The sequence below is a fragment of the Streptomyces sp. NPDC057302 genome (genome assembly GCF_042667685.1).
GTDB lineage: Bacteria > Actinomycetota > Actinomycetes > Streptomycetales > Streptomycetaceae > Streptomyces.
The window spans coordinates 1-15968 of record NZ_JBHUZJ010000130.1; the positions used below are offsets into that span (position 1 = coordinate 1).

Annotated in this window: 17 protein-coding genes and 1 riboswitch; of the genes, 7 read left to right on the plus strand and 10 right to left on the minus strand. The window is 71.7% G+C overall.

Annotation, left to right across the window (positions count from 1 at the left end):
* Positions 1–48: 48 nt before the first annotated feature.
* Complete coding sequence (locus ACFUPX_RS42340) at positions 49–660, minus strand: CGNR zinc finger domain-containing protein (protein ID WP_383334766.1); 612 nt, start codon at positions 658–660, stop codon at positions 49–51.
* A 109-nt stretch (positions 661–769) separates the two neighbouring features.
* On the opposite strand from ACFUPX_RS42340, the gene ACFUPX_RS42345 reads away from it, so the two are divergent.
* Positions 770–1555, plus strand: coding sequence for an MBL fold metallo-hydrolase (locus tag ACFUPX_RS42345; RefSeq protein WP_383334794.1), 786 nt, complete (start codon positions 770–772; stop codon positions 1553–1555).
* A 24-nt stretch (positions 1556–1579) separates the two neighbouring features.
* Here the strand turns inward: ACFUPX_RS42345 and ACFUPX_RS42350 are convergent, their stop codons facing one another.
* The 5 genes from ACFUPX_RS42350 to ACFUPX_RS42370 all read right to left on the minus strand — a co-directional run bounded on the left by ACFUPX_RS42350 (position 1580) and on the right by ACFUPX_RS42370 (position 6101).
* Complete coding sequence (locus ACFUPX_RS42350; protein WP_383334768.1) at positions 1580–2380, minus strand: ABC transporter ATP-binding protein; 801 nt, start codon at positions 2378–2380, stop codon at positions 1580–1582.
* Positions 2377–3384, minus strand: coding sequence for a FecCD family ABC transporter permease (locus tag ACFUPX_RS42355; protein WP_383334796.1), 1008 nt, complete (start codon positions 3382–3384; stop codon positions 2377–2379). Before ACFUPX_RS42355 ends, ACFUPX_RS42350 begins: the two co-directional genes overlap by 4 nt.
* Before the next feature lie 20 nt (positions 3385–3404).
* On the minus strand, positions 3405–4448 hold the full coding sequence (locus tag ACFUPX_RS42360; protein ID WP_383334770.1) for an ABC transporter substrate-binding protein: 1044 nt from the start codon (positions 4446–4448) through the stop codon (positions 3405–3407).
* 92 nt (positions 4449–4540) lie between these two features.
* Positions 4541–4727, minus strand: a riboswitch (cobalamin riboswitch).
* A 7-nt stretch (positions 4728–4734) separates the two neighbouring features.
* Positions 4735–5229 carry a VOC family protein gene (locus ACFUPX_RS42365; RefSeq protein ID WP_383334772.1) on the minus strand — a complete coding sequence of 165 codons (495 nt, stop codon included), beginning with the start codon at positions 5227–5229 and terminating at the stop codon, positions 4735–4737.
* A gap of 5 nt (positions 5230–5234) precedes the next feature.
* On the minus strand, positions 5235–6101 hold the full coding sequence (locus tag ACFUPX_RS42370) for a helix-turn-helix domain-containing protein (protein WP_383334774.1): 867 nt from the start codon (positions 6099–6101) through the stop codon (positions 5235–5237).
* A gap of 194 nt (positions 6102–6295) precedes the next feature.
* Here ACFUPX_RS42370 and ACFUPX_RS42375 point away from each other — a divergent pair, with 194 nt between their 5' ends.
* The gene (locus ACFUPX_RS42375; RefSeq protein WP_383334776.1) at positions 6296–7435 is read left to right on the plus strand and encodes a haloacid dehalogenase-like hydrolase; all 1140 of its coding nucleotides are present in this window, start codon (positions 6296–6298) and stop codon (positions 7433–7435) included.
* On the opposite strand, the gene ACFUPX_RS42380 is transcribed toward ACFUPX_RS42375, so the two are convergent.
* From ACFUPX_RS42380 to ACFUPX_RS42395, 4 genes are all read right to left on the minus strand, one after another.
* Positions 7432–8718, minus strand: coding sequence for a low temperature requirement protein A (locus ACFUPX_RS42380; RefSeq protein WP_383334778.1), 1287 nt, complete (start codon positions 8716–8718; stop codon positions 7432–7434). The genes ACFUPX_RS42375 and ACFUPX_RS42380 overlap by 4 nt on opposite strands.
* A gap of 24 nt (positions 8719–8742) precedes the next feature.
* Positions 8743–10101: a DUF2252 domain-containing protein gene (locus ACFUPX_RS42385; protein ID WP_383334780.1), complete on the minus strand. Its 1359-nt coding sequence runs from the start codon at positions 10099–10101 to the stop codon at positions 8743–8745.
* A 130-nt stretch (positions 10102–10231) separates the two neighbouring features.
* Positions 10232–11152, minus strand: coding sequence for an alpha/beta fold hydrolase (locus ACFUPX_RS42390; RefSeq protein WP_383334782.1), 921 nt, complete (start codon positions 11150–11152; stop codon positions 10232–10234).
* A gap of 70 nt (positions 11153–11222) precedes the next feature.
* Entirely contained in the window at positions 11223–11528 is a 306-nt protein-coding gene (locus ACFUPX_RS42395; RefSeq protein WP_361045748.1) for a hypothetical protein, read from the minus strand.
* Positions 11529–11670: 142 nt separating this feature from the next.
* Here ACFUPX_RS42395 and ACFUPX_RS42400 point away from each other — a divergent pair, with 142 nt between their 5' ends.
* From ACFUPX_RS42400 to ACFUPX_RS42420, 5 genes are all read left to right on the plus strand, one after another.
* Positions 11671–12039, plus strand: coding sequence for an arsenate reductase family protein (locus tag ACFUPX_RS42400; RefSeq protein ID WP_383334784.1), 369 nt, complete (start codon positions 11671–11673; stop codon positions 12037–12039).
* A gap of 173 nt (positions 12040–12212) precedes the next feature.
* The gene (locus ACFUPX_RS42405) at positions 12213–12683 is read left to right on the plus strand and encodes a hypothetical protein (RefSeq protein WP_383334786.1); all 471 of its coding nucleotides are present in this window, start codon (positions 12213–12215) and stop codon (positions 12681–12683) included.
* Between the two features lie 169 nt (positions 12684–12852).
* Positions 12853–13872: a glutamine synthetase gene (glnII, locus tag ACFUPX_RS42410; protein WP_383334788.1), complete on the plus strand. Its 1020-nt coding sequence runs from the start codon at positions 12853–12855 to the stop codon at positions 13870–13872.
* A gap of 381 nt (positions 13873–14253) precedes the next feature.
* Positions 14254–14853: a winged helix-turn-helix domain-containing protein gene (locus ACFUPX_RS42415; protein WP_383334790.1), complete on the plus strand. Its 600-nt coding sequence runs from the start codon at positions 14254–14256 to the stop codon at positions 14851–14853.
* Between the two features lie 84 nt (positions 14854–14937).
* Positions 14938–15933, plus strand: a complete 996-nt coding sequence (locus tag ACFUPX_RS42420; RefSeq protein ID WP_383334792.1) for an NAD-dependent epimerase/dehydratase family protein — start codon at positions 14938–14940, stop codon at positions 15931–15933.
* The last annotated feature ends 35 nt before the right edge of the window (positions 15934–15968 follow it).

The following is a 15968-nucleotide window of genomic DNA, read 5'->3' on the forward strand; positions in this document are numbered from 1 at the left end:
CCTTGGGAGGCGGCGACCCCCGCTGCCGTGTGTCAGGTGCCGGGCGGCTCAGTCCGTCTTCGGCTGTGACCGGCGGGCGTAGGCGCGGGCCGCTCGGGCGCGGTCGCCGCAGCGGGTGGAGCACCAGTGGCGGCGGCCGTGGCGGAGCAGGTAGCGGTTGCAGGGCGGGGAGCCGCAGGCCGTGAGGCGGTCGGCTTCGGGGCCCGTGAGCAGGGCGGCGGCGTCTGCGGCGAGGGTCGCCAGGGCGTGCTCGACGATCTGTGTCGTGGGGTGGGCGGCGGCGCGGTACAGGCCGCGGGTCGGGTCCCAGTGGAGCAGGGAGGCCGCGGGCGCCCTGGTCAGGGCTTCGTTGAGGGCGTTGAGCGCGCTCGCCGGAGGTGCGCAGCCGTCGAGCCTGGCCGCGAGCAGGGAGCGGATCTGTTCCCGCAGGGTGCGCAGTTGGGCCGTGCACATCTCCTGGAGGCCCGCGTCCGGCGGGGCCAGGTCGCGCTCGGTGAGCCACCGGTTCGCCGCCGCCGGGGTGCCCAGGAAGTCGGCGATCTGGCCGCCCGGCAGAGCGGGGGCGCTGTTGGCGAGGTCGAGCGCGGGGTGCTCCTCCGCACCCGGTGCGGGCGGCGGCGTCTGCGGCTCTGCGGTCACGGTCTCCTTCACGTATCTCATGGTACGCCTTGCTTTTATCCGTGAGAACCGGATACGGTTTCTCACGGATAGAGAGTCCTCCATCCGTGATGAGCCCCCCATCCGTGAGGTGTGTTCCTTCATGACTGCCATGGCTACTTCCGGCACGGCCGGCGAGCAGATCTCCGTACGCGTCTTCGGCGGCCCGACCGCCCTCTTCGAGTACGGCGGTCTGAAGTTCCTCACCGACCCCACCTTCGACGCACCCGGCGACTACCTCGACTCCGGCGGCCCCGGCCTGACCAAGACCGCGCCCGCCGCCGGCTCCCCCGCCGATCTCGGCCCCGTCGACGTGGTCCTGCTCTCGCACGACGAGCACCCGGACAACCTCGACACCTCGGGCCGGGCCCTGCTCGCCGACGTACCGCTCACCCTCACCACCCCCGGCGGCGGGCAGCGCCTGGGCGGGAGCGCGAAGGGCCTCGCCGACTGGGAGTCCGTCGAGCTCGACCGGCCCGGCGGCGGACAGGTCACCGTCACGGCCGTGCCCGCCCTGCACGGCCCCGGCAGCCGCGAGGACGTCGAGCCGGTCACCGGCCAGGTCGTCGGCTTCGTCCTGACCGGCGACGGCCTGCCCACGGTCTACGTCAGCGGCGACAACGCCTCACTCGCCGCGGTCGAGGAGACGGCCGCGCGGTTCGGTCCGGTGGACACCGCCGTCCTGTTCGCCGGCGCTCCCCGCTTCCCGGCCCTGTTCGACGGCGAGCCGCTCGTCCTCGACAGCGCCCAGGCGGCCGAGGCCACCAGGATCCTCGGTGCGCGCCGGGTCGTCCCCGTCCACTTCGACAGCTGGGCCCACTTCACCGAAGGGCGGGACGAGCTGGTGGCCGCCTTCGCCGCCGCGGGTCTCGCCGATCGCCTCCACCTCGCCGGGTAGCGGCTCGGGAACGAAGTCGAGAACTCAGCCTCGCAGGAAGCGGATCGACGGGCGCGGCTCCTGACCGTCCTCGTCCGTCGTCGTCACCACCGCCCGTACCCCGTACACCTTCGCGATCAGCTCCTGCGTGATCACCTCGGCCGGTGTGCCCGACGCGTACGCCACACCCTCGCGCAGGACCAGCAGGTGGTCGCAGAACATGGCCGCCAGGTTCAGGTCGTGCAGGGCGATCACGCTGGTCAGGGGGAGGTCCGCCACCAGGGAGAGCAGGTCCAACTGGTGCTGGATGTCCAGGTGGTTGGTCGGTTCGTCCAGGAGGAGTTCCTGCGGGCTCTGGGCCAACGCCCTTGCTATCTGGACCCGTTGGCGTTCGCCGCCGGACAGGGTGTGCCAGGACTGACCCGCACGGTCGGCGAGACCGGTGCGGGTCAGGGCCTCGCGCACCGCCGCGTCGTCCTGGGGCGTGCCGGGCGACCACGCTCTGCGGTGCGGGATGCGGCCCAGGCGTACGACCTCCTCCACCGACAGCTCGACCTGCGTGGCGGCGCCCTGGTCCACCACCGCCACGCGGCGGGCCACCGTGCGGCGGCCGACGTCCCGCAGCGGGCGGCCGTCCAGGGTGACCACTCCTGAAGCCGGGGCCAGGACGCCCGCGAGGATGCGCAGGAGGGTGGACTTGCCCGAGCCGTTCGGGCCGAGCAGGCCGACCGTCGCTCCGGGCGGCGGGGCCAGGGTCACTCCGTCGACGATGAGACGGCCGCCCGCCTCTCTGCTCACCCGGTCCGCGCGCAGGCCGGGTCCGGTTCGCAGATCGTGTGCGGTCACGTCGTCCTCCGTGTGCGGTAGAGGACCAGGACGAACGCCGGGACGCCGATCAGGGACGTCACCACCCCGACCGGGACCTCCTGCGGATCCAGGACCGTGCGGGCCAGCGTGTCCACCCACACCAGGAACACCGCGCCCGCGAGCGCCGTCACCGGGAGCAGCCTCGCGTGCCCGGAGCCGACCAGGGCGCGGGCCGCGTGCGGCAGGACCAGGCCCACGAAGCCGATGGCGCCCGCGCTGCTGACCAGGGCCGCCGTCAGCAGGGCCGTGACGCAGAGCAGGATCAGCCGGGTGCGGGCCACGTGGACGCCCAGTGTCGCCGCCGCGTCCTGGCCGAAGACGAACGCGTCCAGGGTGCGGGCGTGCGCCAGGCAGATCGCGAGGGCCACGAGGAGCACCGCCCCGCACATCCAGACGTCCGTCCAGCCCACCCCGCTCAACGAGCCGAGCAGCCAGAACAGGACACCGCGCGTCGTCTCCGCGTCCCCCGCCGTGAGGATCACGAACGAGGTGAGCGCGGAGAAGAGCTGCATCGCCGCCACCCCGGACAGGATCACCCGGTCGACGCTCCCGCCCAGGGTGTGGCTGAGCAGCAGGACCAGGGCGAACGAGCAGAGGGCTCCCACGAAGGCGCCCGCCGAGATCGACACCACTCCCCCGCCGACCCCCAGGACGACGATCGCGACCGCGCCCGTGGACGCCCCGGAGGAGACGCCGAGCACGAAGGGGTCGGCGAGCGGGTTGCGCAGGAGGGACTGGAGGACCGTCCCGCAGACCGCGAGGCCCGCGCCGCAGACCGCGGCCAGGAGCGTGCGCGGCATGCGCAGGTTCCAGACGATGCCGTCCCGGATGGGCGTCAGCGTCGCCTCTCCCCAGCCGAGGTGGGCCGCGAGCGCCGACCACACGTCCGGTACGGAGATGTCGGCGGGGCCGATCGTGACGGCCACCGCCACGGAGAGGACGAGGGCGGCGAGACCGGCCGTCCAGAGCAGGGTGCCGCGCATGCCGCCCGGGAGGGCTCGCGTCACTTGGTGAGCCCGAACTCACGCAGCGCGTCGGCGACTTGCTCCACGCCGTCCACCGTGCGGATCGTCGGGTTCATGGCCTGGCCGCTCAGCAGTACGTACCGCTTCTTCTTCACGGCGGTCAGGTTCTTGGTGACCGGGTTGGACTCCAGGAACGCGATCTTCTTCTTCGCGCTCTCCGCCGTCTGCGACTTGCGGGTGAGGTCGCCGATGACCAGGACGTCGGGGTCGCGGTCGGCCACCGTCTCCCAGTTGATCTGGGGCCACTCCTCGCGGGTGTCGTCGAAGACGTTCTTCACGCCCAGCTCGCGGGTGATGATGCCCGGCGCCCCGCAGCAGCCGGCGATGTAGGGGGCGTCGGAGTTGGCGAACCAGTAGAGGAGCTTCGTGCCCGAGGCGTCGGCGTCCTTGACGGTCTTGGTGGCCTTGGCCACCCGGCCCTTGAGGTCGCCGATCAGGCGTTCGCCGCGCTTCTCGACCCCGAAGGCCCGGGAGAGGTCCCGGACCTCGCCGTACACCGTGTCCATGGTCAGTGTCTTGACGCGGCTGCCGTCGCCGTCGCCGCTGTTGTCCTTGCCCGCGCAGTCGGAGGGCGAGACATAGGCGGGTACGCCGAGTTCGGCGAACTTGGCGCGGTCGGCGACGCCGCCCTTGCTGACCGTGGCCAGGAAGGAGGCGGTGACGAAGTCCGGTTCCTGGGCGAGGACCTTCTCGAAGGAGGGGTAGCTGTCGGCGAGCCGGTCGACCTTGGCGTTGTCCTTCTCCAGGCCCTTGAGCACGGGGTCCGTCCAGGTGCCGGTGCCCGCCATGCGGTCCGCGAGGCCGAGGGAGAGCAGGATCTCGGTGGAGCCCTGGTCGAGGGAGACGGCCCGCTGCGGGGGCGCCTTGATCTCCGCCTTCTTGCCGCAGGAGGAGAGGGTGAGGGGGTAGCCGTCAGCCTGCTTGGCCGCGGAGTCCGACGAGCCGGACGGGCCGCCGGACGAGCCGCAGGCGCTCAGGGTGACGGCCATGGCTGTGGCGAGGAAGCCGGACACGCCGGACATACGAACACGACGGGCTGTGGAGGACACACGATCCCTTGAGTCTCACGGCTCATACGCGGAGCCTGGCCTGCTTCGTCACCTCCGCCGCTCGGTGCGCGGGCGAAGGCGCCAGCAGGTCTTCGGACTCGGGGATCAGCCGGACGGGACGCCTTCCCAGGCGTCCGTGGACGCCCAGTGGCCGTGGCCCCGCCCGTCCCCCCTCACCGCTGCGCGTCAGTTCCGGATTCGCACCGGATTCCCTGGCCCTGGTGTGGGTCGACTGGCGTCCGCAAGCTATCACGCGAGGTCAGGAGGCCCGGTCGGGCCTCGGAGCGCCACGGTACGTACCGAACGACCACTTGTTGCCCTCGGGGTCGGCGATCGCGAACTCCCGGCTGCCGTACGGCTGGTCCTCGATCTCGCGGATGATCTCGACCCCGGCGGCGCTGAGCCGCTGGTAGAGGTCGTCCACGTGGTCGGTCACGACGTACGCGCCGAAGGTGCCCGGCTTCAGGCACCAGGCCTGGGACTTCTCGTCGTACGAGCCGAGCATGACGGCTCCGCCCTCGGGCCAGTCGAGCTCGGCGTGGGCCACGCGGTCGCCGTCCTCGTAGACGGCGGTCCGCAGGAAGCCGACCGTGCCGACCAGGAAGTCGATCAAGGCGGGGGCATCGTGGGCCTGGAGCGACGGCCAGACGTCGGGGGCGCGCCCGCCGGAGGAAGGCGTCGTGGAATCGGAGGCGGAAGCGGAGGCGGAGTCGGGGGCGGACGGGGACTTCGGCTGGTTCTCGGTGGTGTTCATGGGTCCTACTCTTCGCCCCCCGCACCGCTCCCGGCTTGGATATTCCGGCACTCTTCGGCCAGCCAGCCGCTGGGGCTCACTCCGGTGTACTGCCGGAAGTCCCGCACCAGGTGGGAATGGTCGTAGTAGCCGCAGTCGGCGGCGACGCGCGCCAGGTCGGGAGCGGCGCCCGCGGCCACCGAGCGCGCGACGGCGTTGCGGGCGCGCTGGAACCGCATGAGGCGCCCCGCCTGCTTGGGGCTCAGGCCCGTCTCCGCGCGAAAGAGCGTGGTGAGGCGGCGCTCGCTGAGCGCGACGTGCCGGGAGAGGCCGCGCAGGGTGCCGACGCCCTGGTGCCTGGCCAGCCAGGCCCAGGCCTCGGCGACCTCGGGGCGTACGGATCCGGCGGCGTCGTCGGCGGCCACGCGCTGCCTCAAATAGGCGGACAGGGAGGCGAACCGCTCCTCCCAGCCGCCCTGCTCGCACAGCAGCTCCCGTACGTCGGCGGCGCGGCGCCCCAGCACCTGCGCGCCGCACGTCACCAGGTCGCCCGCCAGCTCCGAAGCCGGTACGCCGAACAGGGCGCGGGCGGCCAGCGGGTGCACGGCGAGCTGGATGCCCGCCTCGTGCTCGGGCCTGACGACGTACGCCGGGGACTGGTGCAGGCCGCCGACGACGATGTCCGTGCGGGACGCCTCGGGGCCGCCCGCGTGCTCGGGGCTGTCGCCGGTGACGACGGGGCCGTCCAGCGAGAAGATCAGCGTCAGGTACGGGGAGGGCAGACCGCGGTGGAGTCCCGGCTGCTCGCCCACCGTGCGGTAGCCGACGGCGGACACCACCATGCCGTCGAGCCGCGGAGCGGCCCGCACGAACTCCCGGGAGACGGTCTCCATGCCTACCAGTATGCGACGGGCGGCCCTTCGAAGCAGGCCCCGGGCCCGCCGGCCGTCTGACGTGCCTACCCGCGCACGGGCGTCCCATGCCCGTTCCGTCCGGTGATGTCGATCATGGGAATTACCGGCCGGGCCCCATACGATGACCCGCCGCTCCGGACGGGGCGCGGACCGCTCTCAGGGGGCACACGAACATGGCAGTAAAGGCAAAGAGCAAGCTGGCCGTACTCGGCACGGCGGGCGCGCTCACCGCGGCCGTACTCGCGGGGACGGCCCTGTGGCCCAGCACGGACGCCACGGCCGCGGACGCCTCCACGACGACCGCGAAGACAGCGAAGACCGCCGCCGAGCTGAAGCACTGGCCCAAGCCGGTCGCGAAGAAGCTGGGCAAGGTCATCGCGAAGAACGAGCGCAAGGGCGCGTACGCCGTCTTCGACGCGGACAACACGACGTACCGCAACGACCTGGAGGAGTCCCTCCTGCCCTTCCTGGAGATGAAGGGGGTCCTGACCCGCAAGTCGATGGACCCGTCACTGAAGATCATCCCCTTCAAGGACACGAAGAAGCACAAGGAGAGCCTCTACAGCTACTACCTCCGGCTCTGCGACATCGACGACCAGGTCTCCTATCCGTGGGCCGCGCAGATCTTCTCCGGATTCACGCTCAAGGAGCTCAAGGGGTACGTCGACGAGCTCCTGGCCTACGACAAGCCCATCCCCGCCGAGTACTACGAGGCCGGGAAGGTGACGAAGACCGAGGTCAAGAAGCCCGAGTTCTTCACCGGCATGCAGGAGCTCTACAAGTCGCTGCGGGGGCACGGCATCGAGGTGTACGTCGTCAGCGCGGCCAGCGAGGACCTGGTGCGCATGGTCCTCTCCGACCCCAAGTACGGCTACAACGTGAAGCCCGAGAACGTCATCGGCGTGGGCCTCCAGCTCAAGGACCGCAAGACGGGCGAGGTGACCAGCTCCCGCAAGGAGATCGCGGAGGGCCGCTTCGACCAGAAGAAGCTCGCGGGGCGTGAGCTGACGCCGAACCTGTGGGCGCCGATGACGTGGTTCCAGGGCAAGCCTGCGGCCATCAACACGTACATCGACGAGTGGAAGAAGCCGGTCCTGGTGGCGGGCGACACCCCGGCGAGCGACGGCCCGATGCTGTTCCACTCCGCCGACGTGAAGCACGGCGGTGCGCGGGTCTGGGTCAACCGCAAGGACTCGTACATGAAGCAGCTCGACGGGATGAAGAAGAAGAACGCCGACCGCCAGCGTGAGCTCGGTCAGCAGGTCACCGCGGACAAGCGCTGGCTGACGGTGGTCCCGGACGAGATCCGCTAGTCGTCCCAGCTGCGTCTGAACCGCTTGCGCCGGGCGCCGCGCCCGCCCGGCGCAAGCGTCGTGCCGGGCGGGCCCGGCGCGTAGAGCACCTGCCAGAACACCGTCGCCGCGAGCACCCAGACGAGCCAGCCGACGCCGATCCCGGCGCCGAAGAGACCCAGGGCCAGGGGCGCGAGCACGCAGGGCAGGCCCCAGCCGAGCAGCCACGGGCGCTCCGCGCGGGTGACGAGACCGGTGAGCAGGCTGATGCCGAAGTACGCGGCGACGCTCAAGCAGAGCAGTCTGCGTACGCCGTCGGGGGCGGGCCCGTGGACGTGCTCGGCCGCGGCTCCCAGGCCCGCGGCGAGGGCGGCGATCGCGGCCGTCGTCACACAGTGCAGGAGCATCGCGGACCGGACGGACAGCTTGTCGGGGCTCAGGTGCGGCACGCCCGCGAAGCCGTACAGGAGCGAGAGCGTCCATACGCCGATGAGCAGGGCGAAGGAGCCGGTCGCCGTGACGGCGAGCGCCCCGTCCCAGTGGGTGTCGGAGGCCGCGGTGGTGATCTGGATGACGCCTTCGCCGAGCACGATGATGACGAACAGGCCCAGGCGTTCGGCCAGATGTCCCGACTCGGAGGGGGCCGCCGCGATCACCGGTGGCTCGCTCTCCGGGTGGCGCCGCTTGTCCTGGGGCCGGCCGCCCCGGTGCGCGATGGCCTGGTCCAGCTTGTCGCGTGCCCCGCGCAGCATGCGGTCGCTGTCGACCCCGAGCATGATCCCCAGGTCCAGGGCGATGCCCGCCGCCCACAGCCAGTAGCGGCCGGGCTCCGGCACCCAGAGCGAGATCAGCCACGGCAGGGCGCCCGCCCCGAACTGCGCGAGCGGCCAGTCCACGACGACCTGGCCGCGCCGCCAGACGCGGCCCGCGAGCCAGCGCAGGAAGACGTAGGCGATCACGAACGCCGTGACGTGCTCGTCCTCGTGGACGCCGGGGACCGCCGCGACCATCACGGCGAGGCCGAACATCGCCAGGAGCATGCTGAGCGCCCTGACGCGGTCGCCCTGGACGTTTCCGTAGACGGTGAAGCAGGCCCAGGCCGTCCAGAAGGCCAGGTACAGGAGGAGGTAGAGGCCCGTGTCGGCGAGGGAGGGGTCCTCGTGCAGCAGATGGGCTAGCTGGCCGACACCGGCGACGACGACGAGGTCGAAGAAGAGCTCGATCCAGGACGCGTGGCGTTCGGTCAGGGGTCGTGCCCCCGTGTCCGACTGCCCGGCTCCGGCTGCCTCGTCGTTCGTGGCCATGGCACCGATCATGGTCGGTGGGGGTCACTCCCGCAGCGCGGCGCCGTCCGGTCCAGCGGCGTTCACGGACCCCGAGGCGATCGCCTCGGTCAGTGCCTTGTGGTCCTCGGCGTTCTGCGCGGCGTACCGCAGCGCGAAGTCCGCCATCGCGCGGTCGAAGGTGTCGGAACCGCCCAGGTAGGAGGCGATGGCTATGCGGTCGCCGGAGCGTGCGTGGGCGCGGGCCAGGGCCGTGCCGCAGAGCCGGGCGTAGGAGCGCAGCTCCGTGGGGGACATGGCCTCGACGTCCGCCGAGCCCTTCATGTCGCGGAGCTGGCGCCAGTAGAAGGCGCGGCCCTGGGGGCCCGTCATCCAGCCGAGGAAGATGTCGCTCGCCGCCTGGAGGAGGCGCTGGCCCGCGACGACGCGGTGGCCGGGGTGGACGTAAGGACCCGGCGGAAGGTGCTCCTCCAGGACCGAGCGGGCCGCCTCCTTGATCTGGAGGAAGAGCGGGTCGTCGGTGTCGCGTCCGGCGAGGAGCACGATGAAGCAGCGGGTGCCGACGCTGCCCACGCCCACCACTTTCCGCGCCGCGTCCACGAAGTGGTAGCGGTCCAGGAGGAGTCGGCGCTCCTCGGAGAGCGTGGAGCGGTAGTCGCCGAAGATCTTGCGCACGGCCGCGAGTTCCGTGGCGCCCGCCGGTTCGACGAGCGGCGGGTCGTGGATGATGCGGCGCACGCCGTTCACCTCATGGGTCAGCTTGCCGAGCGCCTGAAGGCTCGTGCGGCGGCGGGCCCGGTCCAGGGTGGCGGCCACGCGCTTGCGGTGACGGGTGGACCGCACCAGGGGCAACAGGTCGCGCGTATCGGTCCGTTCGTACCAGACCGCCAGTTCGCCGAGCCCCGCCAGACGCCTCATCGACGTGCGGTACGCCGACACCGCCGCCCGGCACGCCTCGCGTCCGCCGCTCTCCGGATGGCCGTTGTCGCGCGAGGCCACGGCGATGCTGGCGGCCAGGCGTTTGACGTCCCATTCGAAGGGGCCGGGGCAGGTCTCGTCGAAGTCGTTGAGGTCGAAGAGCAGGGTGCGCTCCGGCGACGCGTACAGACCGAAGTTCAACAGGTGGGCGTCACCGCAGAGTTGGACCGTCAGGCCGGTGTTCCACTGGACGGCGAGGTCTCCCGCCATGACGGCGGCGGCGCCCCGCAGGAACGAGAACGGGGAGGCGGCCATGCGGGCGTACCGGATGGGCAGCAGCTCCTGGACGCGGGCCGCGCCCTGCCCCTCCAGGACGGCCACCGGGTCGGCGCGGTCGGCGGAGGGTATCCAGACGCCGTGCGAGGAGCGGGAGGCACGCTTGCGGGCGTCCTTGCCCTGGCGGGCACGATCCTCCGCAGTGGTCATCGCGCCTCTCCCCTCTTGCGTTCGGCAGCTCCCCTCGACAGCCTCCCGTCAGTAGCAGCCAATGCCGCCACGGGCGCGCACGCATGCCGGGTACGCCGAACGGGTGAACCGATCCCGAGTGCGTAGGGCCTCAGCTTCCGTCAGCCACCGCCCACGCCGCCACCTTCTTGGCAAGGGCGCCGCCCGCCCGGGTCCACGCGAAGTGGTCCAGAGGGCCGCCCGCCTCCTGGGCGGAGTACTGGACGCGCGTGACGCGGGCGGGCGGCAGCTTGCCGACGAGGTGGTCGACGGCGGGCGCGGGGGCCCAGGTGTCGCCCTCCACGCAGACCGCGAGGACGGGCAGGGCGAGGGTGCGCAGGGCGGCTTCGTAGTCGTGCGGGGAGCCCGGGGACCAGTAGCGGCCCGTACGCCCCTGGCGTGACCAGTCCCGGATGACGCCCTTGGGCTGGTTGCCGCCGAAGCCGAGCTTGGTCCCGGGCCACCGGCCGAGCAGGGTCGACGCCGCCGCGGCGAACAGCTCGCCGATGAGCAGCAGGGGCCCGCGCAGGGGGCCGTACGCACGGAACCAGACGGAGCCCGAGGCCACGAGGGCGACTCCGTCGACTCCGGGGCCGATGCCCAACGCGGCGTGCACGAGCCCCAGTTGGCCACCCAAGCTGTGACCGAGGAGGTACAGCGGGGGCTGCGGGCCCAGTTCGGCCCGTATCGCCTCGACGACCGCCACGAGGTCCTGCTCCACGATCGTGCGGTAGCCGTGGTCGACGGCGTCCGCGTCCGTGACCCGCGGGGTGCTCTCCCCCTGCCCCCGCAGGTCCACGGTCAGGGCGGTGAGCCCCTGATCGTGCAACTGGCGTGCGAACGCGCGGTAGTAGCGGGCCGGGGTCCCCATGGCGGGCAGGATCAGGACGGCCGGCGCGGGGCGGGGCGATGCCTCGCCCCCACGCAGTCCGCGGACGGGAAACCGTGCCCCGTCCGGGAGTTGAGCGGTGACGAGCAGCGGCAGCTCGCCTGCCGGCTCCTGCTGGGCGGGTGCGGATTCCTGCTGAGTCATGCGGTCAGCATGAACCACGTGCGGGGGCGGGGAGCCCTGGGCCCCCGCCCCCGCACGGCCGCACCACGATTCAGCGGCTGTACCGCATCAGGGCGCGCACCATATGGCAGGTGATGTCCGACGGCGGATGGATTCCCACGTCCTCCGCCATGCTCCGGATCCGGGTGTTGTTCGCTTGGTTGGCCAGATAGACGCCCGAGTCGAGCAGGGCTATCGCCAGGCGCATGGCCTTCAGGCGCCGGTTGTGCGTGATGTACCACTCGCGCGGCCGTCCGGCCGGGAGCGGCCGCTTCTCCAGCGGCGCGTACGTCGGGTCGATGAACACGGGCCGGGAAGCGTTGCGCTTCGACTTAGATGTGAGTGCGGCAGCGGGCACAGGCATCCTCCTGTCGCGATCAGGACCCCCGTCGGGAACCCTCGAACATTGCTTCAATTCTACTGCGAGGCACTGACAATCGCCGCTGGCCAGACGGGCTTTGGGGCAGTGTGACGGGTGGGTCGCGGGTAGCGTGTGCGGCATGGAGATCTGGATCAATCCCGCCTGCTCGAAGTGCCGCGGCGCGCTCACGCTGCTCGACGCGGAGGGCGCCGACTACACCGTCCGCCGCTACCTGGACGACGTCCCCAGCGAGGAGGAGATCCGCGCCGTTTTGGAGCGGCTCGGCCTGGAGCCGTGGGACATCACGCGCACCCAGGAGGACGCCGCCAAGGAGCTGAACCTGAAGGACCGCGAGGCCTGGCCGCGCGACGCGTCGGGCCGCGACCGCTGGATCACCGCGCTCGCCGAGCATCCCGAGCTCATCCAGCGGCCGATCATCACCGCCGACGACGGCACCGCGGTGGTGGGACGCACGGAGGAGGCGGTACGGGACGCGCTGTCCCGGTAGTTGCGGACACCCGCCCATCCGGCCACCCACCTGGCCGCCCGCTCGCCGGGCACGGCGCAGATGACCGCCGACCGATGGGCCGCAGCCATCAAACCGTTACATATGCACCCATAGCGTTGGGCACTCCACACACCGCCGGCCGGACGAAGGATCCGGGGAACGGAAGGAGCGCCGTGCGCAATCTGCTGGCCGAAGGCGTATACGGAACCATCCTGGCGAGCGCGCTGATCGCGGCGCTGCACTCGGAGGAGCAGGCCTACACGCCCTACTACGACGCGGCCTGGATCATGGTGACCGCGGGCACCGCCGCCCTGGCGCACGGGTACGCGCACCACATGTCCGCCCACCGCCCCGGATCCGGCCTGCACCGATGGCGGCAGCTGGCCTGGGAGCTGGTGGACGAGTGGCCGGTGGTGGTCGCCTGCTGGCCCACCGTGGGCCTGCTGGTGCTCGCCGGCGCCTTCGGCTGGCCCGAGGCGCCCGTCACCTACTCCGCGCTCCTCCTGAACGCGGTCCTCCTCCTCGCCTGGGGCACCTTCGCCGCGCTGCGGGCGGGCTACCGGCGGCGCTCGGCCGTCCTCCTCGGCATGGCGGACGCGGCGGTCGGGCTGCTGATCGCGGCGGCCAACGCCGTCATCAAGTGACCCGGGTGACGCGGGGCGTGACGTGGGCCACATACGCCGCAGGTAACACGGGGTTCACATTCGAGCAATGGCCGGGAAATCGCCCGTTGGCATGCTCCCCGGCATCACCACGGCACCGCAGCACCCGCACGTTCTGCGCCGTACCGAGAATTTTTAAGGATGGACCCCCGTGACCTTCAAGGCTGAGTACATCTGGATCGACGGCACCGAGCCGACCGCCAAGCTCCGCTCGAAGACGAAGATCATGACGGACGGCGCCGAGCTCCCCAACTGGGGCTTCGACGGATCCAGCACCAACCAGGCCAAGGGTCACGCCTCCGACCGCGTGCTCAAGCCCGTCTTCACCTGCCCCGACCCGATCCGCGGCGGCGACGACGTACTCGTGATGTGCGAGGTCCTCAACACGGACATGACGCCGCACGAGACCAACACCCGTGCCGCGCTCGCCGAGCTCGAAGAGCGGTTCGCCTCGCAGGAGCCGATCTTCGGCATCGAGCAGGAGTACACCTTCTTCGAGGGCGACCGCCCGCTCGGCTTCCCCGTCGGCGGCTTCCCGGCCGCGCAGGGCGGCTACTACTGCGGTGTCGGCGCGGACGAGATCTTCGGCCGTGACGTCGTCGAGGCGCACCTGGAGAACTGTCTCAAGGCGGGCCTCGGGATCTCCGGCATCAACGCCGAGGTCATGCCGGGCCAGTGGGAGTTCCAGGTCGGTCCGCTCGCGCCCCTGGAGGTCTCCGACCAGCTGTGGATCGCCCGTTGGCTGCTCTACCGCACCGCCGAGGACTTCAAGGTGTCGGCCACGCTCGACCCGAAGCCGGTGAAGGGCGACTGGAACGGCGCGGGCGCGCACACGAACTTCTCGACGAAGGCGATGCGCGAGGGCTACGCGCCGATCATCACCGCCTGCGAGTCGCTCGGTGAGGGCTCCAAGCCGCTCGACCACGTCAAGAACTACGGCGCCGGCATCGACGACCGCCTGACCGGTCTGCACGAGACCGCCCCGTGGGACGAGTACAAGTACGGCGTCTCCGACCGCGGCGCCTCGGTCCGCATCCCGTGGCAGGTCGAGGTGGAGCAGAAGGGCTACATCGAGGACCGCCGCCCGAACGCGAACGTCGACCCGTACGTCGTGACGCGGCTGCTCGTCGACACCTGCTGCACCGCCCTGGAGAAGGCCGGCCAGGTCTGATCCCGCGCATCCTTACGTCCCTGAAGGGGGCGCCCGCCGCATCGGTGGGCGCCCCCTTCGGCATGGCGGCCGGTCCGCAGGGGCCGATTCAAGCCAAGGGTTCGCCAAGGAGCCGTATCAGCGTGCGAGAGGGAACGACCGCCGCCCCTCTCATCTGCTTCAATGGGGTCATGGGCAGCTACGGGAGCATCGCGACGGGTCGTGACCACGACCTCGAGCCGTTCTGGCCTTCCCGTCAGCACCACGACTTCGACCGGGTGTGTTGCCGCGCGAGGAACGCGCAGGCCCACTAAAGCCGTTCACCCGGCCTTCGCCTGACGCGCACGACGTACGTACGTCCTCGACGACTGACGACTCCTTCGCGCGAAAGAGCTGACCTCCATGGCGAACTCCCGTTCCTTCTCGGCGTCCACCGCTTCCACCGCCACCGCCACCGCAACGCCGCTGGCCAACCCGGGCCGGGGGCGGCTGCGGGCCGTCGCCCCGGACGAGGTGGTGCAGATCACCGACTTCCTGCCGCCGGGCGCGACCTGGCTGCCCGCGCCCCAGCACACGCTGCCCACCCTGCCGGGCCAGCCGCCGATGATCGGCTACCTCGTCCTCGTACCGGCCGGGCAGGACCCTGTCGGCACCGCCGCCGGACCCGAGCCGCTGCAGCCCGCCGGACACGAGCGGGGGTCCGCTTCCGGCGGGCCCGTCCGGATCGACACCGTGCAGCGTGCGGCGCAGGTCGACGGCGAGCAGCTCGACCTCACGTACCTGGAGTTCGAGCTGCTCGCGCATCTCGTCGCCCACCCCCACCGGGTGCACACGCGCGATCAGTTGGTGACCACGGTGTGGGGTTACGGGCACGTGGGTGACGGGCGCACCGTCGACGTCCACATCGCGCGGCTGCGGCGCAAGCTGGGCGCCGACCACCGTCAGACGATCCAGACCGTGCGACGCGTGGGCTACAAGTACGCACCGCCCGCAACCCGCTGACCTCCCGGTTCCCGGACGGGGCCGGGCTCTGCCACCAGCAGAACCCGGTTCCCTCCGCGGGCCGTGGCGGGCAGAGTCCTCGGCATGAGACTTCTGATGCTGGGTGGTACGCAGTTCGTGGGACGGGCCGTCGTCGAGGCCGCGCTGGCGCGTGGCTGGGAGGTGACGGTCTTCCACCGCGGGAGCCACGAGGCGCCCGCCGGTGTGGTGTCGGTGCTCGGCGACCGTACGGCGGAAGGCGGCCTCGACGCGCTCGCCGCCACCGAGGGCGAGTGGGACCTCGTCGTCGACACCTGGTCGGGCGCGCCGCGCGCCGTGCGCGAGTCGGCGCGGCTGCTGGCGGGGCGGGCCGGGCGGTACGTGTATGTGTCGAGCGTCTCCGTGTACCAGTGGCCGATAGCGGCGGGTTCCGACGAGAGCCATGTACTGGTCGAGGGTGATCCCGGTGCGGACTCGGTGGCGTACCCCGAGGACAAGCGGGGCGGGGAGCTCGCGGCGGTCGCGGAGTTCGGGGCCGAGCGCACGGTGCTCGCGCGCGCCGGGCTGATCCTCGGTCCGTACGAGAACGTCGGGCGGCTGCCGTGGTGGCTGAACCGGGTCGCGCGAGGCGGTCCCGTACTGGCCCCGGGGCCGCGGGACTTGGGCCTGCAGTACATCGACGCGCGGGACCTCGCGGAGTGGGTGCTCGACGCGGCCTTGGCGGGGCTGCACGGCCCGTACAACGTCATCTCCCCCATCGCGCACACCACCATGGAGGAGTTCCTGAAGGCGTGCGTGGCCGTGGCGGGCGCGGCCGACGTCGACCTGCGGTGGACCGACCCCTCGGTGATCGCCGAGCACGGCATCGAGCCGTGGACGCAGCTCCCGGTGTGGGCGCCGCCGGGAGAGATGCACGACTCCATGCACCACACGTCGACACAGAAGGCGGCGGCAGCGGGACTCCGGGCCCGACCGGTGGCGGAGACGGTCGCGGACACCTGGGCCTGGCTCCGGTCGCCCGGCGAGGCGGCCCCGCAGGGCCACGTCCGGGGAGCGAAGGGCGTCGACCCCGAGGTGGAGGCGAAGGCGCTGGGCCTGTAGCAGGAGAACGGGGCGGTGGCCCGGCTGGATCGTCC